This window comes from Clostridium nigeriense, from assembly GCF_900086595.1.
Lineage (GTDB): Bacteria > Bacillota > Clostridia > Clostridiales > Clostridiaceae > Clostridium > Clostridium nigeriense.
The window spans coordinates 1257791-1281839 of the sequence record NZ_LT575472.1 but is presented as its reverse complement, the minus strand read 5'-3'; the positions used below and the strand labels follow the sequence as shown (position 1 = coordinate 1281839).

Sequence of the window (24049 nt, the reverse complement as noted above, 5' to 3'; positions counted from 1 at the left end):
ATACGTACCTCCTTGAGATCCAACTGGACCTGTATAAACCTTGGTCCCCTTAGGTATTTAATAGCATATACTGTATCTACCACTGACTTACTGTCAGTTCTCCTGTAATTGGGTCAATCCACTGTGGTTTTACTGCTGTATCAATTCTCACTTTTGCAACTGATTCCGGAAGTTCTGTAGTAAACCATTGACCTAATGCATTCTCTGAATTTCCTCCTCTATAATATATTCTGTCCTCTGTAAGAACTTCCACATTATATCTTCCACCATAAAAATTACTTGCTGGATTTCCTTGCATATCTACTAATGGCCCTGGATTCTCTATCATATTAAATTCATATTTTGCAATATCATCTGTTCCATTTATTACAGAACCATTTCCACCATTACTATGTTTATTTACCCACTTTGGGCTAAATCTGTTTTATTATATTTTACTACTACACACTAGTATTTCAAATAATTCTCTCAAGAAAAAATAGAAACTAGCCTATTTTATTTTTCAGCTAGTTTCTTTGTCTTTATCTCACTGCATTATTAATATTATACGGTGAATATTATTAATAATTTTATTAAATTTATAACCTCTTAAATCATTCTTTTTAATGCATTAAATTTATATTTAATTTTGCAGTAACTATAAAATAATATCTTCTAAATACTTTTTTATATACTTTTGTTCTATTCTAGTCCTTTCTTCTTTCATATGATTAAACTTTAGTATTGGTATTTTTATTTCAATTAAAGCTTCTATATCATTTAATTTTAATTCCTTCTTAAATACGAATTGTTCTTCTTTATTAAATCCATATAGTGATGCTAAATCTGAATTACTTGTAAACAATGAAATTTTTTCATTGTTTAATATGTGTTTTCCTATACACCATGGTTCAAATTCTATATTGTTATATATTACTTTATAATTTAATTCATAAGCAAATTCTAAGTCATCTACACTTACTTCTTTTACCAATATATCACTATGTTTATTTCCTAACACATCCACATACTCTTTAAATCCATTATTCATATCCTCCTTTTTACTACTAGTTAATTCCACTTTATTATTATAAATATTCATTAAAAATTTTTTACCTTTATATATGCAATATTCTTTAGACATTTTTCATACCTCACTTTAATTCAAGCCATCCAAGATTCTTATCATAGATAAATTGCTGCACTATATCTCCTGTTTTACTGTCTAGAATCTTAAATTTATCTCCATTAATAAATTTTCTAACTGATTGATAATATTCTGGTAGTACTACATCAGTACTACCTGTAAATGCTTTTCCTGTATAAGGATAATCATCTGGTTTCGGTGCCCAATCTGGAATAGATATTTTACTAACATCATTTACTTTATACTCTATTGTTCCGTAGAATTTATCTGGTAAGCCAACTGATTGTGAAATGCCATCAACGCCAGTTGTAGTCTTAAATGCTGTATTATTATAATCTAATCTTGCTCCATTATATTTATCAAATAGTGTTTTTAAATTAGCGCCATGCTCTTCTACCGCTGTAAAACCTCTAACTCCATCATAGTCAGGATTATATAAGTATTTATATATGTCACTTTGAGGTATTGTTTTACACATTAAAGTATCTGCTGATGGTAATCCTATCTCTTTTCTTATAGAATCAACTAACAATTCCTCTGAATCAGTTAACACTCTATCGGGATGTAGTAATTTAGCAAATTCATCTACTGAATATCCTTTTCCATTAATAATATTTTTAATACTTTCAGAAGTATTTACTTCAGCTTTACTTACCCCCTTGGGGCAGAGTCTGTCTTTTTATTTTTAGTATCAGAGTTGAGTACTTTCAACCATTTCCACAGTTTTAAGACCATTTCCAACTACTTGCACTCTGTTAAAGTGATTCACACCAAATCATAGATTTAGGTTCTCTACTTTTCATTTTTTTCTGATATGTATCTACTTTTTCAGTCTTTTTTTCCTTAATCTGTTAACTTAATTTTATCATGCAACCTCTTTAATTTCTACATTAGGTAATTTACATAAATAAAAAATACCGTTGTAATTGAAGTATCGACATTTCAGTTACAACGATATTTTCTTTAACTTTTAGGTTAAAAAGGGGTATAGGTATTTAAGATTTTAAAAAGTATTTTTAGTTTCATCAACTAGAATTTACTTTTTAATTTTATCTGCCACTCTCCCCCCTAAGTCAATTCATTATTAAAATTATGCATTGTTAAAATCAGTTATAATATTATTAATTTAAGCAACTTCATTTATTACTCTTTTTTATGAATTCAATTAATTCCTTATTATGCATTATTTCTATTATAAGTTATTAATATTCCACTATCTGCTGCTTTAGGGTCATAATATGATTCTATTTTCCCCCAACTATATCTATATATTAGTGCTACTGGTAATTTTTCATGAGCTTCTCCTAAATTATTTATTAACCAGTTATTATGACTTTCTCTTTTCAATTCTACTTTATCATCACTCCAATTATCATAAGAATTTTTCAATTTTAAATCTGCATTTTTCATTTCTATCGATGATAGGAAACTATCTTTAAATATAATTTTAACCCATAGTGATAATCCATCTATTATTTGTGGACTTTTAAAATTATATCTTTCAATATTTCCATTTGTATAACTATTTACATCTATTAAAAATATTTTTTTAAAACTTTCACTATCCATTCCACTATATATTTCTTTATTATTTATAACTATTTTGCCTTTATCTAGTCTCATCTATATCCTCCTATTTTTACTTTAGTCCTTCTAACACATCTAACATTTTATTGTAATCATCTAAGTGCATTTTATAATTATTCAACTCAACTGCCTTCAATTCAACTTTCCTTATTTTTCCACTACTCAATAACTCTTTAAAATCCGGAAGAAACATTTGAGGAAGTCCGCCACTTCCAAATTGCGGATTAGCCTTCGTTATTCCAAAGGCTACATCTATTGGTTCTGTTATTTCATAAGCCATCATTTTACCTCTATATTCAGCAACATCCATTCCATCTTCCCAGTAAGGTTTAACTTGTAGTCCTTCAAATAACTTCCTTGCGTCCCCATCTACTCTATCTAGAGCACTTTTAGTAGTTGCATATCCTGTTGGATATGGGTCTCCAACATATATTACTTTCCCCTTTTTCAAGGTTATGTTTTTATACTTATCAACGCCAACATACGGAAAACTCCCTTGCCAACTTTGAGCTACTTCCGCTGGACTAGCTTTACTTACCCCCTTATCAACTACTTTTAGGCTATTCTCTAATTCCAGAGCTTTTATCCTAAGCTTTACAACTTCATTTGGATCTACCTTATTTAAGGCTATACGAGTATTTAGTTTATTGTCTGCAAACTTCCATAATTTAATATCTGCATCGCTAAGTCCTGGATATCCTGTGTTATTTCCTGATTCTACTTGTTTCCAATAATCATTATATCTTTTAGCATCATCATAACTCATTCCTTTTGCAAATGATGCTTCTCCAAAGAATTTCGTTCTAAGTTTATAACCACCAATTCCAATTCCAAAATTCAAGCCTAAATTAAGGAGAGTTGACTCTGTTTGATTTAATTCTAACTCGCCGACTGCAAAATTAGTAATATTACTACTTACCCAGTTTACTCCTATAGCAAAACTTGTTTCCTTTCCAATTGCCTTTACTGCTTCTTTAGCTATGATAGATTTACTTGCTCCTGCCACTCCATTTACTGCCTGCGAAACTGGAATACATAAACCTGCAACTGCCATATTAAGGTTTCCCCATAAATCATAGGCACCTTGATTCCCCATAAATACTTTATCTCTTATAGGATTTATAGCTACACTATTTAAATCTCCTATTGAAGCATAATGGACATCTAATCCGCCTTCAACAATATTACTGATACCGTATACCCCACTACTTATTCCAGTTACTGCTGCAGTAACTACAATTGGTGTTGCTGCTCCTGCAGTGAAAAATATTGCTGCGCCACCTAATGCTATAGCTAGAGCTCCGGTAATCATCTTTACCCTACCTTCGTCTTTTCTAGCTTCCAATGCTTCTTCATAGTCTTTTTGCATTTGAGAAAATACTTCTTCTTGATTTAAAGCTGCAAGTTCAATTTCTTCTTTGTTATTCTCTACATACTCTACACTTGATTGTACCTTATTATATAAATCTAATACTTGTGTCTTATTAATTAAATCTCCACTCTTATATGATAACACTGAATTTGTTGAACTACTATATAGAACCACTGTACTTTTTAATGTTTCTAATAGGCTTTTTAATTCTCCATTTGCTACAGCATATTGATTGTTTTCATAGTTTTCTATACTCCTATTAAAAACCACCAATGAATTTTTTTCAGAATTTAAATATCCTTCTATTGTCGATTTTGATGGTCTCCCCCTCCAATAAATATCAGATATAGAATTAAGACTTCTGTCTATTTCATTAGATATGTTGTTTAAATATTTAATTTCATTGCTTAGCTTATCCTCAATGGATTTAATTGTCTCTCTTGGCATAGTTGCATATATATTATTTTCAATAGCATAATATTGATTTTTATAAAGCAAAAAATCTGCTTGAAACCTACTAATAGCTACATAAATTGATTGTAACAAAAACTCATGGACTTCTCCAAGATAAGATTTTACAGCTGTTGCAGATTGTCCATTAAAACTCGTCATATTAATGACACTTGTATAACTTGTCTTCCAAGAATCTAACTGCTTATACCAGTCTTGTGTTTTGGTACAAACATCTACATAAAACTGATCCATTGAGGAATATTTTATATTATACTGATTACTCCCCATTTTCCCCCCCCCAATTTATATAATCTTTCTGTATTTATATAACTTGTGAATACAATTGTATCTGTTGTATTCACTTTTATATAATTATAATCATCCCCAGATATTTCGATTGTATGTTTATTTCCATTTTCATCAGTTCCTTTTAAATAATAATGCAAACCAATAATCCCTTTATAGTTTTGCCTTTTTTCTATCCCTATATCATATAATTTAATTTGCTGAGGACCTAAAACTAAATCTAGTACAAAATTTTTAGTATTCCATAAACTAAATAAACAGAAAACTAAGCATACTAGGTATAAAAATATATTCTTTCTTAGTCCTATTTTAAATTTCTTAATTTTCAGAATTAAGTAAACAGATATCCCCCAAAGAATAATGCCATCAATAGCTATATCCACTAATGCTAAATTCCCTGTCTTTGGCATAAATACTCCACTTATAACAAACACTAAAAATGCTGATATATAAACCCAATCCAATTTTTTGATTTTTTTAAAATCCATTGGAATTCCTCCACAGCTTAAATAGCTTATCGTCAACTTTTATTATCTCTGTACCAACCTTGTTGATGGTACTTATATCTTTTAGTACAAGTTTTTTATATTCCTTAATTATATTTTGTAATATATTATAATCATCTACAAACTGTGAAAAAGCTATTGATTTTTCCCCTTGAGACTTCCATGATGTTATGGTACTATCTATTGCATTGCCTACTGTGGTCATCTTTGATGTAGTTTGTATAAATATAAGTTCATTTATTCCTATCAATCCCATACTTCCACCATTTCCTTTCAATTAAATAACTTTGCAATTTCATTAGCCAAACTATTAATTAAAGAACCCAAATATAGAATATCCCCTCTAAGCTGCTTATTTTGATTCTCTATACGGGTTATTTCATCACATAAAGCATCCAAATGACTGTCTATTGACTTTACATATGCACTATAAGAGCTTACAATATTTCCACTAATATTATTTTTAGTTTTATTTGCTTTATTACCTGTCCAATTATGTGAATAACTAGAAGATTCTACATAAGATTTAATGTTTTTATATCTGTCATTAGCATAGCTCTTTTGATTGGCCAATGTAGATTTCACATTATAAAGTCTATTTAACTTAGCTACATTATTATCATATGCTCTTTGCTTATTGCTCCTAGATGACTGATAGTTATACTTTTGGTTTTGTTTTTGCCAAATCAATTCACTATTGTCTTTAGCCATTCAAACCACTCCTAGCATTCTTAATTTCTAAGGTATTTCCCCTTTCAAAACCTGATTTTTCAAACCATTCATTTATGTTTTCTATCATAAGTTTGTCATCATCATCTGAAAATCCAGTGAAAATAATTTTCTTTATATCCTCATGATTAAAATACATAATCTGATCTCCAATTATTCCTTGTGGATAAAAGCTTCCTCCATAATCAAAAAACATAGGTGGATTCATATTCGCTGCAACCATCCCCCTTGCATTCACTATAATTTTTTGCACTCCACCATTCAAAATCACAATGCTGCCTAAAGGCAAGTATTCTATTTTATTTGTTTCCATATACTCCTCCTAATTTCATACCATTTACTTATTTTTATTACAATATCAAGCTTGAGTTTCTTCAGATTTCATTATTTAACCCACTTTATTTATATTAAACACATAAGTGTAATCTTTCTTAAATTTGTGTAAGTAATAGTCTAAAATTGGACTATTACTTACAATATTCTTTTCTTCAGCTTCTAAATTTCGAATAAGAAGCTATGTTTATTTTTATCAGTCCCATTACTTTCTAAATTGTGAAGCAATAGAGTTATCTGTTTCTTCAACAATTTGAGCAGTAGATTTAAGAGCAGTTGAAATCTCATCAATAAGTTCCTTAGCTTTTACAAAACCTGGACGTAATTCCCCAAATCTTGCAGCATAGGCTTGGCTTGCATTACCTTCCCACTCTCCTTGAAGATTTCTTAACAATGCATCCATCTTTGTAATAATAGATTGAAGATTGTTTGCCTGAGTTGTGTACTCAGATGCTCTTGACCTCATCTTTTCAGGGGTCATTCTAATTTGGTTTGCCATAATAAATTCCTCCCTTTTATATTATATATATCAATTGGTTTCCCAACTTGATAGCATAAAATTATTTATTATGATGTACTACTTTTATCTTTGTAACAGTGCTATCTTTTATGTAGTAAGCATCACCTAACTGTAATTTCTTTCTATTTGCTTTTATTTCTTCATAAGTCACATCAAAAACTTTTAACATATCTAAATCATCTAGAAGCAATAAATGTTGCTCTTGTTTTATCATTCTAAGTGGTTCTGGTGCATCATATGAAACAGGTGCATTTTCATAGTTAGAATAAATTACACAAACATTTAAATCTTTAAATCTTGTAACCATTTCTGTATACTGTCTCATAGCATCCATATCTTCGAATATTTTTTTAGCTACATCATTATTTTGAATAATTAAAACCAATAATTCATCCTGTAAAAAAGTTTCTTCAGATATAAGCATTTCAGAATATCTTTTATCTAAGATTTCATACCACTCATTAAGTTTTTCAATAATTCTATCAGCATTTAATGAATATTCCTCTACTATGTCAATATTCTTGAATTCTGCATATTTTCTAGATATATCATCAAAAATACAAACTCTAACAGGATATTCTTTACTTTGTTTACTGAAATTGTCTATCATATATTTAACAAAATTAGCATGTCCTTTATTTGATTTACCACAAATTCCAAGTGCTCCAAGATGAGCAAAATCAAGGTAGAATGGTTTAACTTCTTCATAAGTAATACCAATTGGAAGTCTATAGTTATCCCTTGTTGCTCTATACTCTCCTATCAGCCCTTCTTCTGAAAGAATATTAGGGATAGTAGGAATTTTTTTAGCTTCTATTTTTATAGTTGAAGTATTAATTTCATTAATAAATGCTTTTATACTATGAACACGTTCTATTTCTTTTTCACCTTCAAATGCCAAATAAGTCTGACATTCCAAAATTCTTTTATCAATTTCAACAATGCAACGTCCTGGATTATCATCTGGTTGAATGGATACCTGTTCAAGTAAATTTGAATATTCATTAGTGTCATTACAATGCATTACTATACGATTTGAAAAGTTAGACATATATCTATAGCCTATCCCAGATGTTTGAGAATTGGCTATAATCGCTGTAATTCCAACTGACAGTCCATCACGAATTATAGTAAGTAGGGTATCGTCATTTTCTAAATATAATTCAATTAATCCAGTTAAGTTATCTATAATAAGATAAATCTGTGCTAAATCTGAATATCCTGCTTCCTTGTATGCAGAAAAAGAACTTACTCCAACAGAAACTAACTTTTCTTTTCTTGTTGATATTTCCTCATATAACAATTTGAATAGGTTCTTTAACTTTTCATCTTCTGATGAGCAAACAACCCCCCCCACATGTTTTAATTGTTCAAAGTTTTTCAATACCATACTACCAAAATCTATAATATAAATATTTGCCTCAGCTGGCGAATTCATAATAGCTATTTCCTTGATCACACACTGTAACAGATTTGTTTTCCCAGTTTGTGCTGATCCTATTATTAAGGTATTCTTACTGTTCATATCCATTAATGTTTTCCCTTGATATTGTGCATCTGGATCATCATAAATACCTATATCTATAAACTTATTATTATTATTTATAATACTTGGACAATTAATAACAGTATTTAAATCATCTAAACATATATTGGAAAGAGATTTAATTCCATTCATGTTGCAATAATTAGATATATAGTCAACAATTGCTTCCAATTGAGTTTTAGACTTTAATTCCTTTTTATTCTTCTTACTTACAAAAACACATTTTTTTCTTCCACTTTTCTGTAATTCATAAATTGAAAATTCTCTGAAATTATTCTCATCCATTCCTTCAGAATAACCACTATATGCAGATTGAAATAATTCAAATATTTCATTATTTCCAACTTGTAAATAAGCTCTTCCAGGTTCCTTTATCTCAGCTGCAAGAGGAGATTTAAGGACTTCATTACTATCTTCTTTATTTTGAACCTTTAAGCAAAGCTTAAATCTAGAATTACTCCAAATTTGTTCATCAACTTGTCCAGATGGTTTCTGCGTAGCTAATATTAGATGAACACCTAAACTTCTACCTATACGTGCCGCAGAAATTAATTCCTTCATAAACTCTGGTTGTTCTGCTTTTAACTCTGCAAATTCATCTACTATAATAATTAAGTGTGGTAAAGGTTCATCTACTTCTTGAGCTTTATATTTCTTTATATATTTATCAATATGATTTACTTCTGATTCCGAGAATAATCTTTGTCTCTTTTTCAACTCAGCCTTAATTGATTTTAGTGAACGATCTATTGCCTTTCCATCAATATTTGTAATAGCACCTAGAAGATGAGGCATTGTTTTAAACTGATTAACCATACCTCCACCTTTAAAGTCTATGATTACAAATGCTACTTCGTAAGGATGGTACAAAGTTGACATTGATAAAATATATGTCTGTAAAATTTCAGATTTACCTGAACCTGTAGTCCCAGCAACAAGCCCATGAGGGCCGTGAGCTTTATCATGTAAATCAAGTAAAATCATTCCTGATTTCGATACTCCTATGGGCGCTGCCATAGATTTAAATACAGTAGACTTATTCCATCGTTTTAATAAATCTAAATCTTCTACGGACAAAATTCTAAGCATTTTAAATAGAGAAATGTTTTTAGTCAAAGAACTCTCCAATGTTATTTCTTCTGTATAAACTGGAGCTAATATTTCAACAACCTTATTTCCAATTTTGTCATCAACTGTTGGATATTCAAATTTTATTATGTTGTAATCTAGCACATTTATTAACTCTGCATTTTTATTATCCAAAATACTTATAATTGAATCACATCCTATAGGAATATTAAATTTATTATCTGCAAAGAATATAAAAGTAACACCAAGTTCATTTGCCTTGCCTATAAATTTGGATATAGGATGGCTATTAAAGCCACAGTTATCATAAAAAAATATAACTAAGTATTCATTAAATTCTTGGTTCTGTTCTCTTAATGATAATTCTTTATACAAATATTCAAAAATTAAATTTTTACTTTCTGTATCACAAGAAATATTCCTCATACTTGTCTCTGAATTGTGTACATGAGGAAGAAATCTCAACCAGTCAATTCTTGATGTACGTTCCTCTTCTACAATAAAAAACATTTTTACGTCTGTATAAAAATGCCTAGAAACTATGTCAATTACTATATTTTTTAGCAAAGAAAATCTATTTTCTTCATTTCCTACAATTCCAACTGCATTATTAGCCACTAAATCACATACTACAGGAGCCTGTTTTACCATTTTATATTCATTAAAAAGATTTTCTGGCTGATTATGAAGATCATCTTCAATTTCTAATCTTTCTTGTTTTTTATAGTCAATTTGTCTTTTTGCCTTAATATCCCCTGTTCCAATACGAATATTTAGAAAATCCTTATCATTTAACGTTCTCTCAAATAAATCGCTTGAGAAAGATTTTATCCTTTCAAGTTCTAAATCCTGTGAAATAAATATTTTTTCCAATTCATTTCGCTCACACTCTCGTATTCTTTCAATTTCAGTACGTTTCTTTTTTATATAAGAGTTATATTTAGCAATTCTCTCCTTACATTCTTTCTTATAATCTTTATTTCCTTGCATAACACCTAATATAGAGGTAACTATAGCCATTACCCCTGATACAATACTAAAAATAATCATTACTCCTCCCATAAATGCCATTGCACCTGAAGCAATTATCATTCCAATAGATGGCATCAAACTAATGAATAGATTATTTTTAGGTTTTTGAGGTTTGGATGGTGGATCTAATATTTCAATTTTAGTATCATCAACAACACTCTTAATTCTTGTATTTCTTATAAATCTAGGATAACAATTTTGATTTTGTTCATCTAAATAAGAAATGTCATTTATCATACAATCTTTTCTGATTTCAGTATAAATATGATTATCTTTATAATAAAATATAAAATCCGATATAGAGAAAAAATCCCCATTATATATTATAAAATTACTTTCTTCTCTATTACCATTATGATAAACACCATATGTGCTGTTTCTTACACATAATTGTAGAGTTTCACCATTGTTAACAACCAGAACATTATCATTTTTTACATATCTACTTTTTATGATAATGTTGCTACTATTGGATGTTCCTATGGTTAATTGATTAATATTACACATATTAATCTTTCGTTCAAAATGCCTTTGTCTATTTTCAAAATCAATAAGAAAATCCACAAAAAAAACATCATTATTTGATTCTCTATATTTTACAATAAAGCGTTCTCCATGCTGTAATGACTTTGTCATTAATTTTCTTACATCACCTACTGTAAAATATAGATTATCAGAACAAGTTACAGTCCATTCCTCTTCAGTTCTTATGAAAAAAAGCTCTATTGGTTCAAAGAATAAATCTTTATGTAACCTGGTATCACATTCGATTCCTGTACCAACTCGAATTGACTCCTTTTCAGAAGAAAGCTCAATTTCTTTATATAAATTTTTGTTGGAAATTATTATTTTATATTTATTTTCCATTTAGCTTCTCCTACTCTGTAAAATTTATAATACTGCCATTTCTTATTCCGTATTCATCAAGTGTTTTATTTCCTCTAAGTAATGCTATTGGTCTTTCTGCCTTTAAATAGCAGTTCTTAATATCAGAAACATCTATTTTTAAATCATATGCTGAATTCAAAGCTGTTACCAATTCATTTGCAGTTATAAAGAGTGGAATCTCTAAATCAACGCTAAAATCCTTCTTTGTTATATTGAAAATCACTATTGCTTTATCCTTTTCCATAGAAACCTCCTTAAATCACAAGAAATGCAGTTTTTTGAATTCCAGTATCCTTTGATAAATCCTCACAATTTAACTGATCATAATTATCGAAGTGTTCAATATACTCATTTACAATAAATTTTAATGGTATATTTGAAGTAACAATTGCATTATTTTCATTTTTATTAAAGTTATTGCATACGAATATATACTTATCTGAATTCGTTCCATTTATATTGTCAACAAGTATATTAGTTGCAAAAATCGATGTACTTGTTTGTTCATTAACTACAATCACTTTATCGGATATATTTAATAGTTTCGCATTATCCTCATCAAAAGCAGTATCTGCATCTATTACTATATAATCATAATCATTTGACTTCTTTGCGGAAGTTACAATTTTCTCATATATTGAATAAGTAAGTCCTAACGACATAAGTGCTGCTTTAAAAGGAGGAAGATAACTGAAAGTCTCCTTTCTTAAAACATGTTTTATATCTGAATAAATATTTTCATTTCCTCTTACAAGCTTTGCATATATATCAGCTGAGGATATTACACTTTGATTTTTAAGAATTCTATGAAAGCTTTGTAATCTTCCAGCATTAATGTAAAGTACCTTCTTATAGTTCTTTGTTAAACTAGCACTTATGCCTAATGATACTGTTGTTTTTCCAACACCACCACAAGCTGAGCAAACAAGAACTACTTGTGATTCTTTCTTTACTATTTCATTTATGTTTAATTTTCTTGCACTTTTTGCAGTAATCTTATTGAAGATTTCCTTTATACTTGTGTATTTAAATAATCTATTAATATTTAATTCATCTGTTTTACCTTCCTCATATTGTTCCATCATAAGAAATAGATTACTAATGTTATGTTTTTTTAAAGATGAATCATAAAATTCTTCAGACACTATTAAAATATCTGCACTTTGAGGTTCTAAAAATAAGTTTTTAAAGTATTCTTCGTCTGTAATAATTTCTAAATCAACTTTATTAAAAAATTCCTCCAGGAACTTTAGCTGAAGGGGGATTATGTAGCTTAAGTCCGTATCAGCTATAATAATTCTTGGTTTTGCCATTTTCTACACCATCCTAATCTATAATAATTTGAAAATCACTATTTGCTAAACGAATCACATCCCCACTTTTAATTGGATGGGGCTGATTAGGCAACAATTTTAATCTATTAACATAAGTACCATTTGCACTATTTAAATCTATCACCATAAATTCACCATTATCATTTATTATTTTGCAATGAACTCTACTGATTGCTTTATTAAAGGTAATTACTCCATCTGCCATGGAAGGATTTTTACCTAAGATATATTCATTTTTATCTACTAATATTTCAACTGATGTAGGTGCATTTATTGCCACAATACGTATATTTTTATTAATTGAGTCATTATTTATCTTCCCCTTCTGTTTTGTGGATGTTACTTTTATACCTTTAGTTAAATCGTATAGATCTTCCAAAGAATAAGTTCCATTAGATAAATCTATAGAAAATTGCATTGCTTTTTTATTTGAAAGAGAAGGCAATTTATTTATCAGCTTAATTAAGCTTGTCCTTAATTCATTTTCAAATTCATCATAATTATTAAATACCCTAGTACTTATTGGAATATACACCAAACTAACCTTTAATGTACTTACATCAATGAAAATTTTTTCAAAAGAAATATCGATATTCTGGCAAGATAAAAAGCCGTTATTTTTCACTTCAATAATACTAGCAAAAAGATTGGATGCAATTGCCATAAAAGTATCAGTATTAATAGAAGCTAGCATGGAACCAAAGTTTTTCAAATTACCTGTCATATAGAAAAACTGTATTTTTCCATTATATAAAGTCTTCATACACTTAATGAATCCACTGTTTATTTGACTTTGTAAAACTTTATAGTCAGTCATCAAAAATTCACTATTATCATTTAGTATATATGCAAAATTAGCACCACAATCTAACTCAGTAATCACTTTATTTTTTAGTAGTCTATTCATCTTTTATCCACCCCTTATATACCTATTTATCACAAATAATACCTAACTAATTCAAGATATTATTTCTAACAAATAGACTAGACATGGAGCTGTCACTTTAGTTATTTTTTTATATTCTTTATTAATTTTTTGTGTGACAACACCATGCTTAAGTCCTATTTATAAAATTATTTATTTACCTTCTTCAACTTGATGTTTTCTTTTACCGTAAATTGAATACCAAATCCCTGCTGCTATTACTAAAGATCCAACAATTGAACTCCAAAATAAAAGCTTATTTGCATACCATCTTACAAAGGTATTTGTAGATACTGTTACTACTTTTCTAAACTCATATGCACTTGTAAAATCCTCCGCCTCTGTGTCAGTAATGTTTCCAGCCATATCTTCTATAACGATACGCACTTCTTTTTTAGCATTACTTTCAGTAATTACGAAATCACCTGAATAATTATTCATATCAGCTGAAAAGTCAGTAATTGTATCACCTTGTTGTTTACCTTCAACATATACATTAATTGACTTTAATCCAATAGCATCAAATGCTGTATATTTTACTGTTACTTCCTTAGCATTTATAATATCTTTTTCAAGACCTACAACACTTGTTAATTCAGGTGCAGTACTGTCAACTCTAAAGGTAATTGACTTATCTTTATAGTTTGTATTTTCAGGAGAATTTCCTGTAGCATCTTTAGAAGCTATTGCTACCTTATAAACCCCATCTTTAGAGAAGTTTTCTTTGTTAATTGTATATTGATACTGGAACCAGCCACTACCACCAACCTCAGCTTGATTACTTATTTCCGGAGAAATATTGTACTTAACTCCTTCTATTGGATTTCCATCACGAGTAATCTGAATTGCAAGTGAGTCACCTACTAAACGGTCTGCATTATACTCAGTAATTACTAAGTCATTTTCAATCACTTTAATATATGCTCCACCATTTGCAATTAATGATACAAGATAATCACTGTATTCATATACGGAACCAAATCTATTTGCAGTAAATGTTACTGTTTTTTCACTTTCATTTCCTGCTTTATCATTAACCTTTACATATAATGTGTAGATACCATCATTTTTTTGTTCTTTCTTGAATGTGTCATTTGCTCCTGAAGCACCTTGTCCACTAACATTTAAGTTTTTTATAAACTCCTTAGTAACATCTACATTCTTCTCACCCATACGAGTTCTTGTTAATCTAACTTCGTAATTATTGTAATTAATATCAGAGAAGTTAATTACAGGAATAATATCTTCCTTATATGCTCTTCCATTTTCAACTCCTGTAATTTGTGGTTCAGAAATATTTGTATCAATAGTGAAATCTTTAGCTGCTACAGAACCACCATAATTTGTTTCTAAGCTATTATTCCCAGCCATGTCCTTCATCTTAATATCAAAGGTATAGTCACCATCAGTGTTATAGAAAATCGTTGCTGTATGAATATCCCCACTACTATTCCACTTTGCAGAAGGTATAGGTATTGTTGCTCCATTTTTAGTAGCCTTTTGTGTAAACTCAACTCTTCTTACATCAAAATTGTGTTCCTTAACTACAATAGTTGCAGTACGATTAGCCTTAAAATACTTCTCGTTTTGTGCACTATTGTTATCATAGGTTACAGAAACTTCAGGAGAAGTTTTATCAATAGTAAACTCATTACTATTAGTAGTTCCAATTTCGTAATTTTCTCCCAAACACTTATTATCTGCTAAATCTGAGTACTCAATTTTAAAAGTATAATCACCATCTGCTTTATAGTTTATTGTTGCAGTATGTGTAGTATTATCTTGATTTCCACTTCCTGCTGATTCCTTCCATTCACTAATTATAGGTATTGTTCCATCTGTATTAGTAATTGCAATTTTTACATCTTCAGCCCTAAAGTTTCTCTCTGTTACTACAACTGTTGCTACACGATCTTCTTTATAATATTTTTCACTATCTCTATTATTGTTGTTATATTTAATATCTATAGTAGGAGCAGTTGTATCTATCTTAATTGAGACCTTATTCCTTGAGGAGTTTAATGAATTATCTTCAGAGTAAACTTCAATAACAACATCATTACTATTATTCTTTTTGCTATCAACAGTTATTTCTCCAGTCCAAGTCTTTAATAATTCATCATGACTTGGATTTTCATTTGTAAATGAGTATAAAATACCACTTTGTGTCTCTTTTCCCATATTCAAAACTTTATAAGATACTTTTTTTAGTCCTGAGTATGTTCCACCAACTAATGGATCATCAACTTTTATAGCAACTTTTACATTATCTTTATATATACCATTAATTGGCTTTTGTGGTGTTACAATAATTTCTGGTGCAATAGCCTCTTCACGTGGAGATGTATTATCAGCAATAATCCCATCTGTGCTAATATAGGTAGTATTTCCAGCCTTGTCTGTAATTTTTAAATATACTGTAGCTTGCTCATTAGGAACCACATCTAATCCATCAAAGGTTTTCCAATCTGTTATTTCTTTTAGCTTTGTTTCGCTAAGTGCTTTTGCTTCATTAGTTTTATAATATTTAACACTATCAATAAGAGATGTTTCATCATTAGAAGCACCTGTAAGTGTAACCTTTTTTCCTGTCCAGAATCCAAAGGTTAGAGAATCAACTAATTCACTCCATGTTACTTCGCGTCCCTCTTCTGAAACTGCTTTAACTGTTCCAGTTGGTTTGTTTTTATCTACCGTAAACTTATATGGAGCAACAGAGTTAGCTGTATCTATAGAACTATTAACATTATCAGCTTCATCTGTATAAGAAATTTTAAAAGTATAGTTTGCATCTTTTAAATATTTGATAGTTGCTGTATGAGTTGCCATATCTGCATTAGTTCCTTCTGTTGTTGTCCAGTTGCTTATATCTTTTGAGGCATCAAGTGCAACTTCATTTCCCTTTGAATCAACAGCTGTAATAACTATTCCCGCTGTAGCTTTATTTTCATTAAAGTGATGTGTTCTTTCTGTAATAGCAATTGTAGCTATACGGCTTTCATTAAAATAAGTGTTACCATTGTTATCTTTATTATTGTTATAAGTTACTTTTATTTTAGGTGCAGTTACATCAATATCTAATGGTATTGACTTTGTTTCTTCATTTCCTGCATTATCTATAGTCTTTACGTACACAACAACATTACAACTATTGTTTTTTTCTGCATTTACTTTAATACTTCCATTCCATTCTTTAAGTAATTCTTCCTGAGTAGGGTTAGTATTAGTAAATTTATATAAGTTTCCTTCTTGAGTAGGTTTAGCTGTATCATTGTCTTTTACTATCCAATAGTCAACTGTCTTAATACCTGAATATGGACTTTCATCTATAACATTAATTGCTACATTTACATCTTTATTATAAGAATTATTTATATTTGGCTTATCTGGAGTAATAGTAATATTACTTTTAACTTTATCTACTATATATCCATCAGAACTTATATATATATAATTTCCAGAATAATCAGTAATTTTCAAATAGATAACAAACTGTTCATCATCTGTAATACTAAAATCCTTGTATGAATCAAAGCTCTCCTTATCTAATTCTTCTGCTGTCATAGCAATAGTATTGCTTGTTTTATAGTATTCAATTTTAGTAGGACTTGTAGCATCCTCTGATGTTGCCTTAACTTCTACATTTGAATTATTGTACAATCCAAATGTAAGTGCAGTTAATAACTTATCCCATATATTTGTATCAACTGATATTGTCCCTGTTGGATTAGTTTTATCCACAGTAAATTTAAATGGAGTTGTTCCAATAGACTTTATTTCACTCATTTCATTATCTGCTTTGTTTGTATAATTAAATGACCATATATAGTTTCCATCCTCTGAAAATGTAATTGTTGCAGTATGAATATTTTCATTGCTACTCCAACTACTAATCATACTTTTCGTATCTAACTCAACTATTTTACCTTTTGCATCTACTGCATTAATTTTAATTCCTGATGTAGCAATATCTTTATCAAAGGCAGATGCTCTATCTGTAATCTTAATGGTTGCAACTCTATTTGCTCCAAAATATCCTCTACCTTCTTCTACTTTATTAGCTGTATCAGTAAAAGATAAATTAACTTCTGGTTTATCAATATTTATGGAAAGATGAATAGATTTTTCTGATTTTACCCCTGCATTATCATAAGAAACTACAGTAACTTTAATATTATCTCCATTATTTTTTGAAGCATCAACCTTAATACTTCCAGTCCACTCTTTCTTAAGCTTATCTTGAGTAGGATTTATCTCATCAAATTTATATAAATTTCCACTTTGAGTAACTACTCTATTATTTTCTACAAAATAATCAATAGTTTTTATACCTGAATATGCCTTGTCCTGAATAACACTATCACTTACCTGTATTCCAACATTAACATCTTTATTGTATAATCCATTTTTATTTGGTGTATCGGGATTTAGTGTAATATTACTTGCTGTATTATCAACAATAATACCATCAGTACTGATGTATAATGCATTTCCTGCATAGTCTGTAACTCTTGCATAAACTACAAACTGTTCATCAGGATTAACAGTATAATTTTCAGTTACAAAATTACCTTCATCATAAAGTTTGCTTAATTCTTCCTTTGATAAAGCTGTTTCTTTATTAGACTTATAGTACTTAATATCATATAAAGGAGATATTGAATCTTCTCCTTTTGCTTCTACTGAAACAGACGTATTTTTCCATATTCCAAAGGTCAATACTGAAACTAACTTGTTCCATGAATATTTTTCTAATTCAATAGAACCAACTGGAGCTACTTTATCAATAGCAAACTTATAAATTGAATCACCTACTTGTGTAATAGCATCGTTTGTTAAATCAGCCTTATTTTTATAAGAAAACTTCCAGTCATAATTTGCATCTTCCTTAAAAGTGAGAATTGCTGTATGTGTATCACCATTATGTGTCCAATAACTTAACATTTCTGACTTTGAAATAGCAATATCATTCCCCTTTTTATCTTTAGCTGTAATACTTAGTCCATTTAATGTAGCATTTTCATCAAAGCTTGTTTTTCTATCTACGATAGTGATAGTTGCTTTTCTAACTACATTGTAGTATCCAGCTGTAGCCTCTGGATTAAGTATTCCATCAATACTTACACTTACCGTAGGTTTTGTAGTATTAATTTTAAGCTTTTTCACTTCAGTCTTTATATTTCCTGAAGCATCTGTTACTGTTACAGTGATTTCTACATTATCACTATTATTTTTGTTTGAATCCACCATAATATTACCATTATATGTGGCTTCTTTATTGACATTTATGATCTCATGTTGAGTTTCAGTTCCATCACTTTTCACCCAATATTCCACTGTTTTAATGCCTGAATAATCATCTGGATCTATAGCTGCAATTCCAACCTTTATATCCTTATTGTAATAGCCATTACTATTTGCTTCATCTGGAGTTAACATAACTTTAGGCTCAATTTTATCAATAATGTTAATTATTTTTTTATTAAGTTTAATTGTTTCTTCATTTCCCCATCTTCCAGTCCTCACTTGTAGTCCTTCAATTGTAGAGGTTGAGGAAATTTCTTTTTCTCTTGTCCAGCCTTCATATCTAGATTTTCCTGCAAACTTAATATTTACCCTATCATAAATAGGTAATGCTTTTATGCTTAATACCGAATCCTTGGAATAAGCATATACTTCATTACCGTCTTTATCCGTATATGAATTTACCAGTTCTCCTTTAGTCGGTTTAATATATACCTTTTCTTTCCAATCTCCCTCTACCACTGGTACCTTCTCAAAAACAACTTCAATTTCTGTATTTTCAGTAATATTTTTTAATGTAATTATTGCACTACCATCATCCTTTTCAGCATATAAATCTTCAGCTTTTTTATCTAATTCTATACCTGTAGTATTTGTTTCTGTTTTTATTATTATTTTACCAATTCTATATAAATCATTTTCTGGAATTAAAATTATTTTCGTCTCTTGTCCATAATCAACAGAACTATTTTCTATACTAACAGTTCCATTACCAGTCTTAGAAGCTGTTACCTTATAAGTATTAAGTGCAAAGGTAATCTCATATGTGTAATCTTTATTTACATTTGTGATAGTATCTTTATACTCCTTATTATTTTCCGTATATTCTTGAAGCTCACCATTTTTTATAACATTTGATACACGATAATTAGCGTTTGGAGTAGCTGTTACTGAAATATCTTTTCCTTCGGTTACAACAACTTTTCCACCTATAGAAGCTGGATCTGTATCTACTGTTCCTTTTTCACTATCATATGTTACCTTGATTGTATATAGTTTTGTAAAGGTAGCACTAATATTAATATTACTACTTACAACAATATCCTTAGAAAAGGTAGAACCATCACTTATTGTTTCTGTGCTTCCATTAATTAAAATACTTTCAATTCGGTATCCATCATCTGGTGTAACTAATATCTTAACTGATTCTCCTTTTTCTATAACCTCTTTGTCAACTTTATTTCCATTAAGTTTAATTGTTCCACCATCACCTGAAGATGCTATAACATTAAAATCTGTAGCAAACTCAACAACAATTTTAGTATCTTCTGTAATCTTCAATGAGTCATTTATATATGATTCATATTTTTTAACAGTAATACTGTTCTCTCCAATTTTTAAAGATTTGATATAAGTTATTCCGCCATCAATATCAACTGGTATAATTTCAAGCTTTATTGTACTATCTTTTGTTACAGTAGTATCCTCACCTTCAACTTCATTGATTTTAACGTCCCCACTTCCAATTTTTGTAACAGATAAATTAGCTGTTAAAGGGATACTTTTAGTTAGAACTACATCTATATTCCCATTTACCTCTGAAACAGTCACATCATTAGTTTCTACTTTTTTATACCCAGTTTTTGAAACAACATAACTAATACTAATTGTACTTCCATCAGTATTATTAATTGCTTCTTTGTACTTGTCCATATTTTTAACAACTATATAGCCATTTTCATCTGTTTTATCACCCCCTGTTTCCACAACTGAAAAACCATCCTTAATAGTATAAGTAACATCCGCCCCACTAACTACAATACCATCTGAATCCTCTACGCAAATGGTGAATTTATCTGGATTACTATTACTTTGTGCAAAAACAGTTACAGGCATTAAACCTACTACCATTGCTAAGACAAGCAAAATAGCTAAAAGTCGTTCTGTGATTTTGAGCTTTCCCATCTTTTTTTATACCCCTTTTTTACTTAATCATAATTTTAAATTGTGCGACAGCACTATTTTTATACCTCTTACTATTATGAAATAAATTCATCTGTGTGAATAAACATTACCTCATTAAGTATTTTAAACTCAGTACTACTAGTTACTTTCTCTAAATGTTTCTCTATATCCTTATTTAGTAAAACAGTGGTGTTATTATCTAATAAAGCAGTAGTATCATTATCAAGTATCTCTGTTTCTTTTTCACTTAATAATGCTGTTAAATTATTATCTTCCAAAATATTAGCATTAATTTCATTTTGCCTTAAAATATCTGTTTCTGGTTGTTCTTTATATTCTTTTAAATCAATTTTTTTAAGCTTTTCTGAAAATTTCATTTCATCTGTTAATTTTCCTCTTCCTAAGTTCACAAAACTTGGTTTAAATGACTTTTTACCTATCTTTTCATTATTCTCTCTCATTTTAGCAATTGATTTTTTTGCTGTTCTACCTGATAAGTCGCCAATAATATTGAGTATTCCAAACTTAATCCACAATATAATAGCAATTAACAAGAATATCGCTGCTAATACAAAAGAAACTGTCGAAATTATCGATAATATCCTTGCCATAAATTATCTTCTCTCCTTTGCATTATTATAAGTTCTTTCTATTGCATCCTTATACTCATTATAGTTATCAAGTATCTCATTTTTTAATTTTTTAGATTGCTCCTTTTGTACTGATAATGAAGAAGTATTATTATATACCTTGTCCATTAATGAAACTATGATTTCTTTATCTACATTTACTGATTCTAAATTTGTTCTTTGATCGTATAATAACATGAAAGTTCCATTATATAATGTAAGCTGATCATAAGCTCCTGCTTCTTTTATAGTGTGTATTGATTCTTCTATTGCCCCTAAAAGCTTTAAGTATTTTTCTTTGGAAGCCTCTTCCACATTCGTAGAACTTAATATATAGTCCTTATAAAATGAACATATTTGGTAATAACAATTAGATAGGTTTTTATATTGAAAGCTATTAGGTATATTTTCATTTTCATAGTTTGTAGAAAAGAATGGATATGCTTTTTGTACTCTATTTGAAAAACTATAACTTCCATCATCATTAGTATAATAATTGAAATACATCATACCAATTCTATAATTTAATTCAGCTAGCTCAACACTTTTTACATCAAATCCATCTTTATTAGCATTATAAAGTGCTAAAAATTCATCATTTTCTTGTTTTCCGAAATTCCCCTCATTTTCGTAAGCATCAAGCATATACATATAGGCTCGCGTATCATATGGATAAATTTCTATTGCCTTTTTATAGCTGGATATTTTTTCTGAAAGAGATGTTGAAGAAACTAATGATACCAATGCATCATAATTATTATTATTTAAATTCACTTCTAATATCTTAAATAAAAAACCTGAAAGCACCATTAATACGCATAATGTTGCTACTGTAATAAATAATTTAAGCTTTCTCTTTTGACTTTTCTTAAAATCTTTTGTAATCAAATTAGGATGTTCTAAGTCATACATCAATTCTGAACAGTTTTGATATCTATTATCTGGATCAATTGCAGTACACTTATCAATAATAGCTTCAATTCCATCTGATAATTCAGGATTCCATTGACGAACTGAAGCATATATATAATCATCGGGTCTCGGATCCATACCTGTAAGTAAGTGATGCAATGTCATACCTAATGTAAAAATATCAGACCTTGCATCTGTTTGCCTTGAACCGTAATGTTCAGGTGATGCATATCCTTTTGTTCCAAGAACTGTGGTATCAGCCAAGTTTTGTTCCTTATACTCACGAGCTATACCAAAGTCAATTAATTTTATATTTCCTTCTGGTTTTAGCATAATATTAGCTGGTTTCATATCTCTATAAATAATAGGTGGTTTTTGAGAATGTAGATATCCAAGTGCATCACATAATTGTTTTGCCCACTCAATTACCACTTCTTCTGAGTTAGCTCCATATTCTTGAAGAATTTTATCAAGAGATTCACCTTCAATGTAATCCATAACAACATAGATTGTTGTACCATTATCAATAATATCTACAATTCTAGGCAACGCAGGGTGATCTAGCCTTTTCATAAGATTAGCTTCAGCAATTAAACTATTTATTACTATTTCATCATTTTTGCCATTACCCTTTTTTCTTATTTCCTTTACTGCCCACTGCTTGTTTAGTCTATTATCCATAGCTAGATAAACAACAGACATTCCACCCTTACCAATTTCTTTAAGTATTTCATATTTTCCATCAACAACAGAACCAATCTCCGTCATTATTACTTACCTCACTCTATTTTTATTAAAACAACTGATATATTATCTCGTTCTTTTCTAAACTTAACTAAGTCTATCATTTTTCTCACATTTTCGTACATTATATTTTTATTTCTAAGTTTTAAAGGTTTTAGCGATTCAAAAATCTCATCTTCTGTTATCTTATGTCTAAATCCATCAGAACATAGCATATATATACCCTTCTCTGTTAATCCATATATTATTTGTGGATTAACAACTCTTGATGCTCCTATACATTGTAATAATATATTTTTTCTTTTATCTATTTTAGCTTCTTCCTCAGTCATTCTTCCTAGTGTTATTTCTCTGGCTACTACTGTTTGATCTTCTGTAAGCTGATTCAGAGAAGATCCAATATAATATACTCTAGAATCTCCTACATGGACTATCAAACATTGCTTATCTACAAATAAGATTCCAGAAAAGGTAGTTCCTAAATTTATTCCAGCAGATTTACCATACTCTAAAATCCTTAAGTTTAAATCTTTGATCATTAATTCAATCTTTCCAGCAATAACTTTCATATCAAGAAAATTCAATTCATTAGCTAGCTCATTATCAAACCATTCTGAAAATGAACGAATTACTGTTGCACTTGCCAACTCTCCTTTTGCTAATCCCCCCATTCCATCACAGACAATTGCAAGTAAAACCTCACCAGTTAATGTAGATGCATGCTTTATAAGAATACTATCTTGATTTGTATCTTTACTTGTTCCTATATCAGTATCTGCTATGGCCGTAAAGTGCATTCTCTCACTCCT

The 24049-nt window shown here is 29.4% G+C and carries 18 protein-coding genes; all 18 read right to left on the bottom strand.

The annotated features are described in order from the left end of the window. Positions 1–76: 76 nt before the first annotated feature. The gene (locus BN6774_RS18280) at positions 77–328 is read right to left on the bottom strand and encodes a hypothetical protein (RefSeq protein ID WP_066891394.1); all 252 of its coding nucleotides are present in this window, start codon (positions 326–328) and stop codon (positions 77–79) included. Positions 329–637: 309 nt separating this feature from the next. Next, entirely contained in the window at positions 638–1123 is a 486-nt protein-coding gene (locus tag BN6774_RS06230) for a hypothetical protein (RefSeq protein ID WP_066891392.1), read from the bottom strand. A gap of 10 nt (positions 1124–1133) precedes the next feature. Next, complete coding sequence (locus BN6774_RS06225; RefSeq protein WP_235829588.1) at positions 1134–1679, bottom strand: hypothetical protein; 546 nt, start codon at positions 1677–1679, stop codon at positions 1134–1136. Between the two features lie 623 nt (positions 1680–2302). After that, entirely contained in the window at positions 2303–2749 is a 447-nt protein-coding gene (locus BN6774_RS06220) for a hypothetical protein (RefSeq protein WP_066891389.1), read from the bottom strand. 16 nt (positions 2750–2765) lie between these two features. Continuing rightward, positions 2766–4826, bottom strand: coding sequence for a T7SS effector LXG polymorphic toxin (locus BN6774_RS06215; RefSeq protein WP_066891386.1), 2061 nt, complete (start codon positions 4824–4826; stop codon positions 2766–2768). Next, a complete protein-coding gene (locus tag BN6774_RS06210; RefSeq protein WP_066891384.1) occupies positions 4802–5332 on the bottom strand; it encodes a hypothetical protein in 531 nt (176 codons plus the stop codon). Before BN6774_RS06210 ends, BN6774_RS06215 begins: the two co-directional genes overlap by 25 nt. Next, complete coding sequence (locus BN6774_RS06205; RefSeq protein WP_066891382.1) at positions 5322–5606, bottom strand: P-loop NTPase family protein; 285 nt, start codon at positions 5604–5606, stop codon at positions 5322–5324. The genes BN6774_RS06210 and BN6774_RS06205 overlap by 11 nt, the downstream gene beginning before the upstream one ends. Before the next feature lie 17 nt (positions 5607–5623). Further along, positions 5624–6061: a YwqH-like family protein gene (locus BN6774_RS06200; RefSeq protein WP_066891379.1), complete on the bottom strand. Its 438-nt coding sequence runs from the start codon at positions 6059–6061 to the stop codon at positions 5624–5626. Then, complete coding sequence (locus BN6774_RS06195) at positions 6054–6392, bottom strand: DUF4176 domain-containing protein (protein WP_066891376.1); 339 nt, start codon at positions 6390–6392, stop codon at positions 6054–6056. Before BN6774_RS06195 ends, BN6774_RS06200 begins: the two co-directional genes overlap by 8 nt. 225 nt (positions 6393–6617) lie before the next feature. Continuing rightward, complete coding sequence (locus tag BN6774_RS06190) at positions 6618–6911, bottom strand: WXG100 family type VII secretion target (protein WP_066891373.1); 294 nt, start codon at positions 6909–6911, stop codon at positions 6618–6620. Between the two features lie 61 nt (positions 6912–6972). Then, positions 6973–11466 (bottom strand): type VII secretion protein EssC, encoded by a 4494-nt coding sequence (gene essC / locus BN6774_RS18090; protein WP_084766914.1) that lies wholly within the window; start codon positions 11464–11466, stop codon positions 6973–6975. Positions 11467–11476: 10 nt separating this feature from the next. Beyond that, a complete protein-coding gene (locus BN6774_RS06180; RefSeq protein WP_066891370.1) occupies positions 11477–11731 on the bottom strand; it encodes an EsaB/YukD family protein in 255 nt (84 codons plus the stop codon). Between the two features lie 10 nt (positions 11732–11741). Next, positions 11742–12800 (bottom strand): AAA family ATPase, encoded by a 1059-nt coding sequence (locus BN6774_RS06175; protein ID WP_066891367.1) that lies wholly within the window; start codon positions 12798–12800, stop codon positions 11742–11744. Between the two features lie 13 nt (positions 12801–12813). Next, positions 12814–13728 (bottom strand): FHA domain-containing protein, encoded by a 915-nt coding sequence (locus BN6774_RS06170; protein WP_066891364.1) that lies wholly within the window; start codon positions 13726–13728, stop codon positions 12814–12816. A gap of 171 nt (positions 13729–13899) precedes the next feature. Continuing rightward, positions 13900–20955 (bottom strand): InlB B-repeat-containing protein, encoded by a 7056-nt coding sequence (locus BN6774_RS06165; protein ID WP_066891361.1) that lies wholly within the window; start codon positions 20953–20955, stop codon positions 13900–13902. A 74-nt stretch (positions 20956–21029) separates the two neighbouring features. Beyond that, complete coding sequence (locus BN6774_RS06160; RefSeq protein ID WP_066891358.1) at positions 21030–21566, bottom strand: hypothetical protein; 537 nt, start codon at positions 21564–21566, stop codon at positions 21030–21032. 3 nt (positions 21567–21569) lie between these two features. Next, positions 21570–23264, bottom strand: coding sequence for a serine/threonine protein kinase (locus BN6774_RS06155; protein ID WP_066891355.1), 1695 nt, complete (start codon positions 23262–23264; stop codon positions 21570–21572). 11 nt (positions 23265–23275) lie between these two features. Further along, positions 23276–24037, bottom strand: a complete 762-nt coding sequence (locus BN6774_RS06150) for a PP2C family protein-serine/threonine phosphatase (RefSeq protein WP_066891352.1) — start codon at positions 24035–24037, stop codon at positions 23276–23278. Positions 24038–24049: the final 12 nt, after the last annotated feature.

What these genes read in the sequence shown, in the direction of transcription:
- BN6774_RS18280 (WP_066891394.1), bottom strand. Translation starts at nt 328, where the DNA reads ATGATAGAGAATCCAGGGCCATTAGTAGATATGCAAGGAAATCCAGCA.
- BN6774_RS06230 (WP_066891392.1), bottom strand. Translation starts at nt 1,123, where the DNA reads ATGTCTAAAGAATATTGCATATATAAAGGTAAAAAATTTTTAATGAAT.
- BN6774_RS06220 (WP_066891389.1), bottom strand. Translation starts at nt 2,749, where the DNA reads ATGAGACTAGATAAAGGCAAAATAGTTATAAATAATAAAGAAATATAT.
- BN6774_RS06215 (WP_066891386.1), bottom strand. Translation starts at nt 4,826, where the DNA reads ATGGGGAGTAATCAGTATAATATAAAATATTCCTCAATGGATCAGTTT.
- BN6774_RS06210 (WP_066891384.1), bottom strand. Translation starts at nt 5,332, where the DNA reads ATGGATTTTAAAAAAATCAAAAAATTGGATTGGGTTTATATATCAGCA.
- BN6774_RS06205 (WP_066891382.1), bottom strand. Translation starts at nt 5,606, where the DNA reads ATGGGATTGATAGGAATAAATGAACTTATATTTATACAAACTACATCA.
- BN6774_RS06200 (WP_066891379.1), bottom strand. Translation starts at nt 6,061, where the DNA reads ATGGCTAAAGACAATAGTGAATTGATTTGGCAAAAACAAAACCAAAAG.
- BN6774_RS06195 (WP_066891376.1), bottom strand. Translation starts at nt 6,392, where the DNA reads ATGGAAACAAATAAAATAGAATACTTGCCTTTAGGCAGCATTGTGATT.
- BN6774_RS06190 (WP_066891373.1), bottom strand. Translation starts at nt 6,911, where the DNA reads ATGGCAAACCAAATTAGAATGACCCCTGAAAAGATGAGGTCAAGAGCA.
- essC (WP_084766914.1), bottom strand. Translation starts at nt 11,466, where the DNA reads ATGGAAAATAAATATAAAATAATAATTTCCAACAAAAATTTATATAAA.
- BN6774_RS06180 (WP_066891370.1), bottom strand. Translation starts at nt 11,731, where the DNA reads ATGGAAAAGGATAAAGCAATAGTGATTTTCAATATAACAAAGAAGGAT.
- BN6774_RS06175 (WP_066891367.1), bottom strand. Translation starts at nt 12,800, where the DNA reads ATGGCAAAACCAAGAATTATTATAGCTGATACGGACTTAAGCTACATA.
- BN6774_RS06170 (WP_066891364.1), bottom strand. Translation starts at nt 13,728, where the DNA reads ATGAATAGACTACTAAAAAATAAAGTGATTACTGAGTTAGATTGTGGT.
- BN6774_RS06165 (WP_066891361.1), bottom strand. Translation starts at nt 20,955, where the DNA reads ATGGGAAAGCTCAAAATCACAGAACGACTTTTAGCTATTTTGCTTGTC.
- BN6774_RS06160 (WP_066891358.1), bottom strand. Translation starts at nt 21,566, where the DNA reads ATGGCAAGGATATTATCGATAATTTCGACAGTTTCTTTTGTATTAGCA.
- BN6774_RS06155 (WP_066891355.1), bottom strand. Translation starts at nt 23,264, where the DNA reads ATGACGGAGATTGGTTCTGTTGTTGATGGAAAATATGAAATACTTAAA.
- BN6774_RS06150 (WP_066891352.1), bottom strand. Translation starts at nt 24,037, where the DNA reads ATGCACTTTACGGCCATAGCAGATACTGATATAGGAACAAGTAAAGAT.